The sequence below is a fragment of the Agromyces sp. P1_H4 genome, assembly GCF_056405255.1.
In genome coordinates this window covers 1-9,969 of record NZ_JBFUCL010000121.1, presented here as the reverse complement: position 1 = coordinate 9,969, position 9,969 = coordinate 1, and the positions used below count along the sequence as shown (strand labels likewise).

The window sequence follows — 9,969 nt, the reverse complement described above, 5'->3', positions numbered from 1 at the left end:
GTCCACGATCACCGCGAACCTCGCCGTGGCCCTCGCGGCTCGTGGGCTGTCGGTGGGGCTGGTCGACGCCGACGTGCACGGCTTCTCCATCCCGGGCCTGCTGGGCCTCGTCGACGAGCACGGCAACGCCGCCCGTCCGACCCGGGTCGACGAGATGATCCTGCCGCCCGTCGCGCACGGCGTGAAGGTCATCTCGATCGGCATGTTCGTCGAGCCGACGGAGCCCGGCGGCCGGGCGTCGTCGGTCGCCGTGGCCTGGCGCGGCCCGATGCTGCACCGCACGCTCAACCAGTTCCTCACCGATGTCTACTTCGGCGACCTCGACGTACTCCTCGTCGACCTGCCACCGGGGACCGGTGACGTCGCCATCTCGCTCGGGCAGCTGTTGCCGAACGCCGAGGTCGTGGTCGTCACGACGCCGCAGCCCGCCGCTGCCGACGTCGCCGAGCGGTCGGGCGTGGTGGCCCGCCAGACGGGCCAGCGACTCGTCGGCGTGGTCGAGAACATGTCCGGCTTCGCCGGACCCGATCGCGTGGTGGAGCTCTTCGGCTCGGGCGGCGGCGTGCTCGTCGCCGATCGCCTGTCCGAGGGACAGGATGCCCCCGTCCCGCTGCTCGCGAGCGTGCCGCTCAGCATCGCATTGCGGCAGGGCGGCGATGCCGGTACCCCCGTCGTCCTGTCGGCACCCGACGACCCCGCCGCCCGGGCGATCGAGCAGGTCGCCGCACAGCTCGCCGCGCTGCCCCGCTCCCTCGGGGGCCGTCGCCTCGACGTCTCGGTGCGGTGAGCCCGACGTGGGTCGGATGCCGCGCCGCCGCCTCCCTCGGTCGACCGCGCTCGTCGCCGTCGCCGTCTCGCTTCCGCTCGCGCTCGCGTCATGCGCGCCGGCGTCGTTGCGACCGACCCCGACGCCGCCCGACGGACTCTCGGTGTCGATCAAGCAGGGGCGGCTCGACGTCGTCGGCCACCGGCTCGTGGTGCGGTTCGAGAACGACGCCGGCCACGAGGTGACCGTCGACGGGTTCGTCGTGAAGACGCCGACCCTCGACGACGGCCTGATCCGCACCAAGCCGTTCGAGGTCGGCGCCGGGAGCGCGATCGACATCCGCCTCGACCTGCCCGCCAGCCGCTGCGACGCCGAGCCCGGCCCGGTGGAGGTGACGCTCGACTGGCGCACGACTGCTGAGGACGACGCGTCGGCGGACTCCGACTCCGTCCCGGGAACGTTGACCGCCGACGACCCGTTCGACACCGTCGCACGCGTGAACGCCGCGGACTGCCTCGCGGAATCCGTCGCCGACGTCGCGACGATCGTGATGCCCGAGCACCTCCGCTCGACGGGCGCCGGCCCCGATCGCCGGGCGTTCATCGACGTCGTCGTCGAGCCCGTGGCATCCGGAGACGCCACCATGCGCATCGAGCGGATCTACGGGACGACCCTGCTGAACGCCGAGGACGGCATCGACTGGACGCTCGGCATCGACGTGGCCGCCGGCGACGCCCCCACGACCCTCAGCCTGCCCGTGCGCCCGGCTCGGTGCGACGCGCACGCCATCGCCGACGACAAGCGCGGCACCATCCTGYCGTTCGAGATCACCGCCGGCGACGGACGGGCGGGCCGACTCGACGTGCCCTCGAGCGACGGCCTCAAGGCCGAGCTGTACGCCTACTACGGCGAGCGCTGCGGCCTCGCCTGATCCGCGCGTCGCCGCGTCAACCGCGGGGCTCCACGACCCGCGCGAGCAGCTCGACGAGCAGTCGCTCGGTGAGCGGACCCGGCAGCGCCTCGACGAGCGCGAGCACCGGTGCCAGGCGGTCGGGCAGCGCACCGCCGGCGCCATCGCCGCCGAGCAGTCCGAACGCGCCGAGCAGTGAGGCCGCCGCATCGGAGTCGAGCCCGTCGGATGCCGCGGCGAGGGCATCGAGGCCGCCGGGCAGCTGCGCCGCCAGCCCGGCGAGCAGCGCACCGCCGTCGACGGGCGGCTCGCCCCGCACGACGTCCGCGGCGGCGACGAGCGCCGCGGCGAGCTCGGGCACCGCGCCCTCGGTCACGGGGGTCACCGTGAGGTGGGTGGTGTGCGGCAGTCGGGTGCCATCGGCTTGCACCATGCCGGGCTGCAGCTGCAGGAACCAGCCCGAGCCTCGCGTCGCGTCGGCCCAGTGGTGCGGGTCGACCCTGCGCTCGGGCGCCACGGCGTCGTCGGTCGCCACGGCGAACAGGGGGCCCGTGGGGTCGCCGACCACGCGGAGCCCCTCGATGCCCTCGACCACCGTGCGCAACGCCTCGGTCGCACGCGCGGCACGGGCGGTGAGGTCGGCGAATCCGGCTTCGCCGAGCGCTTCGGCGATCGACCACGCCGCGGCCAGCGGGCCAGCCGGCTTGGACCCCGTCATGGTCGGATTGACGACGGGGTATCCCGGCCAGCCCGTGGTCGCGAAGTACTGGTGGCGCTGCCGGTCGCGGCCGCGCGTGAGCAGCACCGACACGCCCTTCGGCGCGTAGCCGTACTTGTGCAGGTCGGCCGAGAGGCTGGTGACACCGGGGACGGCGAGGTCCCACGCCGGCAGGTCATCGGGCCAGAACGCGAGCGCGAAGCCGCCGATGCAGGCGTCGACGTGCAGGGCGATGCCGCGCGCAGCGCAGACCGCTGCGACGTCGGACACGGGATCGAGGCTCGCGAAGGGGTACGACGGGGCGCTCATCACCACGAGGGCGACGTCATCGCCGAGCCGCTCCTCGATCGCGGCCGGCGTGAGCGTGCCCGTGGCCGGGTCGACGGGGACGAGGTCGAGGGCGAGCCCGAAGTACTCGGCCGCCTTGTGGAACGCGGCGTGCACCGTGACCGGGGCGACGAGCCGCGGCGTGCGCGGCGACCCCGCGCGCGCCGAGCGCCACACGTCTCGGGCCGACTTCACCGCGAGCAGGCAGCTCTCGGTGCCGCCCGAGGTCACCGACCCGACGACCACGCCACCGGCCTCGTCCTCGCCGTGGAAGACGCGACGCGCGAAGCCGACGAGGCCCGACTCCATGGCGGCGACCGACGTGAACGTCGTCGGGTCGAGCCCGTTCACGGGCTGCACGAGCCGCGCGGCGGCGGCGGCGAGCTCGTCGAGCTCGGGCATGCCGGAGTCGTAGACGTACGACAGCACGCGACCACCGTGGGTGGGCGCGTCGCCGGCGCGGAGCGTCTCGAGCTCGGCGAGGATGTCGGCCGGATCCCGGCGGAACGCGGTCATCGCGCGACCGCCTGGGCCGCGGCATCCGCTTGGACGTCCACCCTGCGGAGCGGATAGCGACGCAGGGCGACGAGGCTCAGCCCCACGAGGGCGGCGGGGAGCACGCTGAAGCTCAGCACGATGCCGGCGACGGCCGCCGGCGGCTGCTCGACGACCGCGGACCCGACGGACTCGACGTAGCCCGTCAGCGCGAGCATGAGGGTGAGCAGCGTGGCACCGAGTGCCATGCCCGCCGTCTCCCCCGCGGTCCACACTCCGCCGAAGCTGCCGGCACGACCCTCGCCGTGCTCGCGGGCGTCGTGCGAGATCACGTCGGGCAGCATCGCCATCGGCAGCGACTGCATGCCCGCGTACGCGGCGCCGGCGACCGCGACCGGAAGGTACACCCAGGCTCCCGGTGCCCACAGCATGCCGACGAGCGCGAGCGCGGCGACCGCGAACACCACGCTGGCGTACGCGAACCCGCGCTCCTTGCCGACGCGGCGGGCGACGCGCTCCCACACCGGCGCGAACACGACCGCGGGCGCGATGAGCGCCACGAACAGGAACGTCACCGCGCGCGGGTCGTGCAGCACCCACGTCGCGACGAACTGCGCGCCCGCCAGCATGAGGCCCGTGGCGAGCCCCTGCAGCACGAACGCCGACAGCAGCGTGCGGAACCCGGCGCTGCGTCGAAGCGCGGCGAGCCCCTCTGCGTACCCGGCCCGAAGCGACCGGCGCGGCGCGGCATCCGGTGCCGGACGGCCGCGGGGGGCCGTCGTCGTGGCCACGAGCATGCCGATGCCGATGGCGAGCCCGGCGACGATCGCCATCACGAGGTAGCCCACGTACTCGTCGGCGAACGCCGAACGCACCTCCGGACCGCCGGCGCCGAACAGCAGGATCGCGATCGTCAGCACGACGACCCGCCACGTGAGCAGGCGCGTGCGCCCGTCGTAGTCCTGCGTGAGCTCGGCGGGCAGCGCGATGTAGGGCACCTGGAACAGGCTGAACGCCGTGGCGGTGGCGAGGAACGCGAGGAAGACCCAGACGCCGGATGCCGCGGGCGCGAGCCCGGCCGGAACCGCGAACGTCAGCACGAACCCGACGGGCAGTGCGCAGGCGCCGACGACCATCCACACCCGCCGGGTGCCGGTCGCGGCCAGCGCCCGGTCGCTGCGCTCGCCGATCCACGGGTCGATGAGGACGTCCCACACCTTGGCGGCGGTGACGACGAGTCCGGCCACCAGGGCGGTGACGCCGAGGGTGTCGGTGAGGTAGAACACGAGCACGAGGCCGGGCAACGTCGCGAAGCCTCCGGTGCCGATCGAGCCGATCGCATAGCGGGTCACGACGCCGCGGGACAGGGATCGCTCCGGTGCGGTCATGGAGGCAGTGTACCCATCCGGCGGCGAAGTGGGTCAATTGACCTAGACTGTGGCTCATGCGCGCCACCACGGCTGACCCGAAGCTGTACGCGAGCCTGACCGACGACGTCGTCGCCTCGGGTTCCGAGACCATCGGCGTCCCCACGCCATCCACCGGCGAGACCCTCCACGAGCTGCCCCGCTCGAGCGCCGACGACGTGCGCGACGCGGTCGCCCGCGCCCGGCTCGCGCAGCTCGCGTGGGCCCGGGCCGGCTTCGCCGAGCGCCGGCGCGTCCTGCTGCGCGCTCACGACCTGCTGCTCGAGCGCGGCGACCTGCTGCTCGACCTCGCCCARCTCGAGAGCGGCAAGACGCGCGGCCAGGCCCTCGAGGAGCTGTACCAGGCGGCATCCGTGACCCGGTACAACGCGCTCACCGCGCACCGGGTGCTCCGCGGCCGCACGCGCCGGGCCGGCGTGCCGCTCGCCTCCACGACGCGGGTGCGCTACCGGGCCAAGGGCGTCGTGGGCGTCATCACGCCGTGGAACTACGCGCTCAGCCTCGCCGCGATGGACGTGATTCCCGCACTCGCGGCCGGCTGCGCCGTCGTGCAGAAGGCCGACGACCAGGGGGCCCTCACCATCCTCGCGCTGCGGCGCGCGTTCATCGACGCCGGCGTGCCCGAGTCGCTCTGGGCCGTGGTCACGGGTCCGGCCGCCGAGGTGGGCGAGGCGCTCACCGACCAGGTCGACTACATCTGCTTCACCGGTTCCACGGCCACGGGGCGCCGCATCGCCGAGAAGGCGGGCCGTCGCCTCGTCGGCGCGTCGCTCGAGCTCGGCGGCAAGAACCCCATGATCGTGCTCGACGACGTCGACCCCGAGCAGGCCGCAGCGGATGCCGCGTACGCGTGCTTCTCCGCGATGGGCCAGCTCTGCGTGTCGATCGAGCGCATCTACGTGCACCGTCGGGTCGCGGGTCCCTTCACCGCAGCACTCGTCGAACGGCTGCGCTCCGCCAGCCTCGGCTCCTCGCTCGACTTCTCTTCCGACTACGGCTCGCTGGCCAGCGCCGCGCAGCTCGAACGCATCCGGGGCCACCTCGACGACGCGCTCGCCAAGGGCGCGACGGTGCTCGTCGGCGGGAGCCCGCGGCCCGACATCGGGCCGTGGTTCTTCGAGCCGACCGTGCTCACCGGCGTGACGCCCGAGATGCGCGTGTACGCGGAGGAGACCTTCGGCGCCGTCGCGTCGCTCTACCTCGTCGACTCCGAGGAGGAGGCGATCCTCGCGGCGAACGGGAGCGAGTACGGCCTGAACGCCTCGGTGCTCACCGGCTCACGCCGACGGGGCCAGCGGGTCGCCGACGCGCTCGAGGCCGGCAGCGTGAACATCAACGAGGGCTACCGCGGCACGTTCGGTTCGGTCGACGCGCCCATGGGCGGCATCAAGGCCTCAGGGCTGGGGCGTCGGAACGGACCGGAGGGGCTGCTGCGGTTCGTCGAGCCCGTCACGATCTCGGCGGCGACGGGCCTGCTCACGCTGCCGCGCACCGGTCGCGACTTCGACGTGCTCGCAGCCCCGTTCCTGCTGCTCGCGCGGGTCCTCCGCGCCGCGCGTCGGCGCTGACCCCGGAAGCGGAACGACCTACGTCGCCTCGGAGTCGTAGGGCGCCGCTTCGTCCGCCCCGAGTGCCTCGCGCTTGCGCTTTCGCTGCAGGTACGCGGAGTTCTCGTTGACCGCTGCGGCGGAGCGTGCGACGACCGGCTTCGCGGGTTCGGCGAACGGGTCGACGTCGGTCAGCGCCTCGCGGATGATGCGGCGCGGGTCGTACTGGCGCGGGTCGAGCTTCTTCCAGTCGACGTCGTCGAAGTCGGGGCCCATCTCGTCGCGCACGCGGTTCTTCGCGCCGTCGGCCATGTCGCGGAGCGACCGCACGAGGCGACCGAGCTGCGCGGCGTAGTGCGGGAGGCGTTCGGGCCCGAGCAGGAAGACGGCGATCACCCCGATGATGAGGAGCTTCTCGAACGTCAGACCGAACATCACTACAGGATAGTCGGCGGCGAGGCGTGCGAACGCCGTACGCCCGCGGCCCCTAGGCTTGGGGGTCGAGACCTTTCACCGGGAGCCGCACGTGTCCGATCGAGACCTGAACTGGAAGTACGTCGACGACTCGGTCGTCGAGACCGATGCCGTCGCCAGGGCACGCCAGCAGTCCCTCGAACTCGGGATCGAGCCGGTCTCACCCGCGATGGGTGCGCAGCTCGCGGTGATCGCCGCTGCGGCACGCGCCGAGTCGATCATCGAGGTCGGCACCGGCGTGGGCGTGTCGGGCCTCTGGATGCTGCAGACGGTGCGCGGCGCGATGCTCACCTCGATCGACACCGAGAACGAGTACCAGCAGCAGGCGCGCGAGCACTTCGCGGACGCCGGCATCGCGCCTGCGCGCGTGCGCCTCATCGCCGGCCGCGCGAGCGAGGTGCTGCCGCGTATGAACGAGAGCTCCTACGACGTCGTCTTCGTCGACGCGGACGCCCCGTCGGTGATCGAGTACGTCGAGCACGGGCTGCGCCTGGCCAAGCCCGGCGGCAGCGTGCTGGTCGCGCGGGCGCTCTGGAAGGGGCGGGTGGCCGATCCCGCTCGTCGCGACGACGCGGCCACCGCCTTCCGCGAGCTCATCGCCGAGCTCGCGGCCTCCTCCGCCGTAGCAACGGCCGTCTCCCCTGCGGGAGACGGCCTGTTGCAGATCGTGAAGCTGGGCGCCTGACTCAGGCGGGGTTCACGACGCCGCCGAGGACGTCGTAGAGCTCCTTGGCCTCAGCGTCGTTCACCGAGACGACGAGACGACCGCCACCCTCGAGTGGAACTCGAACGATGATGAGTCGACCCTCCTTCACAGCCTCCATAGGCCCGTCTCCGGTGCGTGGCTTCATGGCCGCCATTGAGCTACCCCTTTCGTGGCTGACCTTCCTATTATCGGCCATCCCGAGCGGTGCTGGGAAATCGCAGGGAGACTGTGGAGAACGCTTGCTGCCCCGATGCCTCGGCGCAGCGGCATCCGCCGACGCCGATTCGCGCGCTCATCAGGCCGACCAGCTCCGATCACGGCGGCGTCCAGTCGCGCCCGTCCACTCCCCAGCAAATGAGGAGCCACCCCACCTGCAGGACGAGGAAGAGCACCACGAGGCTCCACCGGTACCAGCGGGCCCTCGGAAGCGCCAGTGCGCCGAGCAGTGGGAAGAGCGGCGCGAGGATGCGGAACGTGCTCGACTGCGGGAAGAACACCGCGAGCAGGTAGACGGCGTACGCGATGGACCAGAACCGGATGTCGGCGCCGAGGCGCCCGACCGCGGGCGACGCGAGGAACAGGCCGAACCCCACGATGAGCGCGACCACCGCGATCGTGCCGAGCGGCTGGCCCAGCCACCAGTCCCCCGACTGGAACCACGCCGTGAACGGCACGAGCTCGCGGTAGCCGATGTACGCCGAGCGCCATGCGAGCTCGGTGTCGGTGTAGGCGTGCAGGTCGCCGGTCGCCCACCACGCGACGCCGATCCATGCGAGCCCCGACAGGCCGGCGAAGACCGCAGCGGATGCCGCGAGCACCCGGTCGCGCACGGGGAACGGGTCGCTGCCGCGCCGGATCCAGCGCCACGCCCAGTGCAGCACGAGCGCGAGCGCGAAGGCGAGCGCGCCCGGCCGGGTGAACGACCAGGCCAGCACGACCGGGAACAACCAGGCGTAGCGCCGCTCGACGAGCAGCAGGAGCGCCAGCGCGAGCCAGAGGAATCCGAGGGACTCCGCGTATCCGAACTGCATGATCGGCGAGACCGGCGCGACGCAGAAGAGCACCACGGCGAAGAGCGCCCGGTCGGGCTCGAGGAACCGCGACATGAGCCGGTGGAACACGAGCGCCGCGCCGAGCCCGGCGGCGACGGCGATGACCACCGAGGCGACGTTCCACGGGATCGAGAGCCACGTGAGCACCCCGGTGAGCCCCGGAAACAGGGGCAGGAACGCCCAGGCGTTCTCGCCGACGTGGACGCCGTCGGGGTACGGCAGCTCGCGCGGGTATCCGCCGAGCGCGACGATCTGGTACCAGCGCGCATCCCAGAGGTTGGCGTACTCGAAGTACCCGGGCCGTGCGCCCGTCCAGGCGTTGGGGCCCTGCTCGTTCGCGAGGAGGAGCACGAACACCGTCGTCACGGCCCGGGCGGCGGCGTAGACGAGCACGACCTTCGCCCACCAGGGCAGCAACCGCCACCGGACCCTCGGCGAGGCGCGCGTCACCCGGAACGGATCGGGCTCGCGCTCGCGCCTCCCCGGCGCGGGCGCCGCCGTGCCCTGCGCCTCAGGCTCCACCGGTCAGCCATGCGCGCAGGGCGCGCTCGCAGGAGAGGATCTGGTCGGTCGCGACGCGCTCGTCGTCGGCGTGCGCCTTGAGCGGATCGCCGGGCCCGAAGTTCACCGCAGGGATGCCGAGGGCGCTGAAGCGCGCGACATCCGTCCACCCGTACTTCGGCCGCGCCTCGCCGCCGACCGCGCGAACGAAGTGCTGTGCGAGGGGGTCGTCGAGTCCGGGGCGCGCGCCCTCGGCCTCGTCGACGACGGTGAGCTCGTACTCGGGGAAGAGCCCCCGCACGAGCTCGATCGCCTCGGCGACCGAACGGCTCGGCGCGAACCGGTAGTTCACGTGCAGCATCGCCTCGTCGGGGATCACGTTGCCCGCCACTCCGCCGGTCACGCCCACCGCGTTGAGGCCCTCGCGGTACTCGAGGCCGTCGACCTCGACGGTCGCGGCCTCGTACGCCGCGAGGCGCTCGAGCGCCGGGGCGAGCTTGTGGATCGCGTTCTCCCCCACCCAGCTGCGCGCCGAGTGGGCCCGCCGGCCGTACGCCCGCAGCTCGACACGGAGGTTGCCGTTGCATCCGCCCTCGACCCGCGCGTTCGACGGCTCGCCGAGGATCGCGAAGTCACCGGCGAAGAGCTCGGGGCGGTGGCGCGCGAGTCGGCCCAGGCCGTTGAGCTCGGCCGAGACCTCCTCGTGGTCGTACCACATCCACGTGAGGTCGACGACGGGGTCCACGAGCTCGAGCGCGAGCTTCAACTGCACGGCGACCCCCGCCTTCATGTCGACCGTGCCGCGGCCCCAGAGGTACTGCTGGCCGTCGATGGTCTCGAAGCGGGTCGGCAGGTTCTCGTTGATCGGCACCGTGTCGAGATGCCCGGCGATGACGACCCGCCGCTCCCGGCCGAGGTTCGTGCGCGCCACCACGGTGTCACCGTCGCGGATGAGCTCGAGGTGCGCGGCACCGGCCAGGGCCTCGACCACGAGGTCGGCGAGGCGGGTCTCGTCGCCCGACACGCTCGGCACGTCGCAGATCGCC

General features: G+C 72.9%; 10 protein-coding genes. 4 read left to right on the top strand and 6 right to left on the bottom strand.

Features of this window, described 5'->3' with window-relative positions; all coding sequences use genetic code 11:
• Together AC1DY2_RS09440 and AC1DY2_RS09435 are read left to right on the top strand one after the other, a co-directional pair.
• On the top strand, window positions 1–787 hold a 787-nt coding region (locus AC1DY2_RS09440), incomplete at its 5' end, for an Mrp/NBP35 family ATP-binding protein (RefSeq protein WP_476762183.1).
• A 16-nt stretch (window positions 788–803) separates the two neighbouring features.
• Window positions 804–1,697, top strand: coding sequence for a hypothetical protein (locus AC1DY2_RS09435; protein ID WP_476762182.1), 894 nt, complete (start codon window positions 804–806; stop codon window positions 1,695–1,697).
• A gap of 16 nt (window positions 1,698–1,713) precedes the next feature.
• On the opposite strand, the gene AC1DY2_RS09430 is transcribed toward AC1DY2_RS09435, so the two are convergent.
• Both AC1DY2_RS09430 and AC1DY2_RS09425 read right to left on the bottom strand, forming a co-directional pair.
• Entirely contained in the window at window positions 1,714–3,237 is a 1,524-nt protein-coding gene (locus AC1DY2_RS09430) for a pyridoxal phosphate-dependent decarboxylase family protein (protein ID WP_476762181.1), read from the bottom strand.
• Window positions 3,234–4,604 carry an MFS transporter gene (locus AC1DY2_RS09425; RefSeq protein WP_476762180.1) on the bottom strand — a complete coding sequence of 457 codons (1,371 nt, stop codon included), beginning with the start codon at window positions 4,602–4,604 and terminating at the stop codon, window positions 3,234–3,236. The genes AC1DY2_RS09430 and AC1DY2_RS09425 overlap by 4 nt, the downstream gene beginning before the upstream one ends.
• 56 nt (window positions 4,605–4,660) lie before the next feature.
• Here AC1DY2_RS09425 and AC1DY2_RS09420 point away from each other — a divergent pair, with 56 nt between their 5' ends.
• Window positions 4,661–6,211 (top strand): succinic semialdehyde dehydrogenase, encoded by a 1,551-nt coding sequence (locus AC1DY2_RS09420; protein WP_476762179.1) that lies wholly within the window; start codon window positions 4,661–4,663, stop codon window positions 6,209–6,211.
• 18 nt (window positions 6,212–6,229) lie between these two features.
• Here AC1DY2_RS09420 and AC1DY2_RS09415 read toward each other — a convergent pair whose 3' ends face one another.
• Window positions 6,230–6,625, bottom strand: a complete 396-nt coding sequence (locus AC1DY2_RS09415) for a sec-independent translocase (RefSeq protein ID WP_309979785.1) — start codon at window positions 6,623–6,625, stop codon at window positions 6,230–6,232.
• A 91-nt stretch (window positions 6,626–6,716) separates the two neighbouring features.
• Between AC1DY2_RS09415 and AC1DY2_RS09410 the strand changes: the two genes are divergently transcribed.
• A complete protein-coding gene (locus tag AC1DY2_RS09410) occupies window positions 6,717–7,349 on the top strand; it encodes an O-methyltransferase (RefSeq protein ID WP_309979788.1) in 633 nt (210 codons plus the stop codon).
• A gap of 1 nt (window position 7,350) precedes the next feature.
• Here AC1DY2_RS09410 and AC1DY2_RS09405 read toward each other — a convergent pair whose 3' ends face one another.
• From AC1DY2_RS09405 to dapE, 3 genes are all read right to left on the bottom strand, one after another.
• Window positions 7,351–7,524, bottom strand: coding sequence for a DUF3117 domain-containing protein (locus tag AC1DY2_RS09405; protein ID WP_067875042.1), 174 nt, complete (start codon window positions 7,522–7,524; stop codon window positions 7,351–7,353).
• Window positions 7,525–7,684: 160 nt separating this feature from the next.
• Window positions 7,685–8,944, bottom strand: coding sequence for a hypothetical protein (locus AC1DY2_RS09400; protein ID WP_476762178.1), 1,260 nt, complete (start codon window positions 8,942–8,944; stop codon window positions 7,685–7,687).
• The coding region (dapE, locus tag AC1DY2_RS09395) for a succinyl-diaminopimelate desuccinylase (RefSeq protein WP_476762177.1) at window positions 8,934–9,969 on the bottom strand (1,036 nt) is incomplete at its 5' end. The genes dapE and AC1DY2_RS09400, both read right to left, overlap by 11 nt.

Coding starts and splice junctions, on each gene's coding strand:
- AC1DY2_RS09430 (WP_476762181.1), bottom strand. CDS start 3,237: ATGACCGCGTTCCGCCGGGATCCGGCCGACATCCTCGCCGAGCTCGAG.
- AC1DY2_RS09425 (WP_476762180.1), bottom strand. CDS start 4,604: ATGACCGCACCGGAGCGATCCCTGTCCCGCGGCGTCGTGACCCGCTAT.
- AC1DY2_RS09415 (WP_309979785.1), bottom strand. CDS start 6,625: ATGTTCGGTCTGACGTTCGAGAAGCTCCTCATCATCGGGGTGATCGCC.
- AC1DY2_RS09405 (WP_067875042.1), bottom strand. CDS start 7,524: ATGGCGGCCATGAAGCCACGCACCGGAGACGGGCCTATGGAGGCTGTG.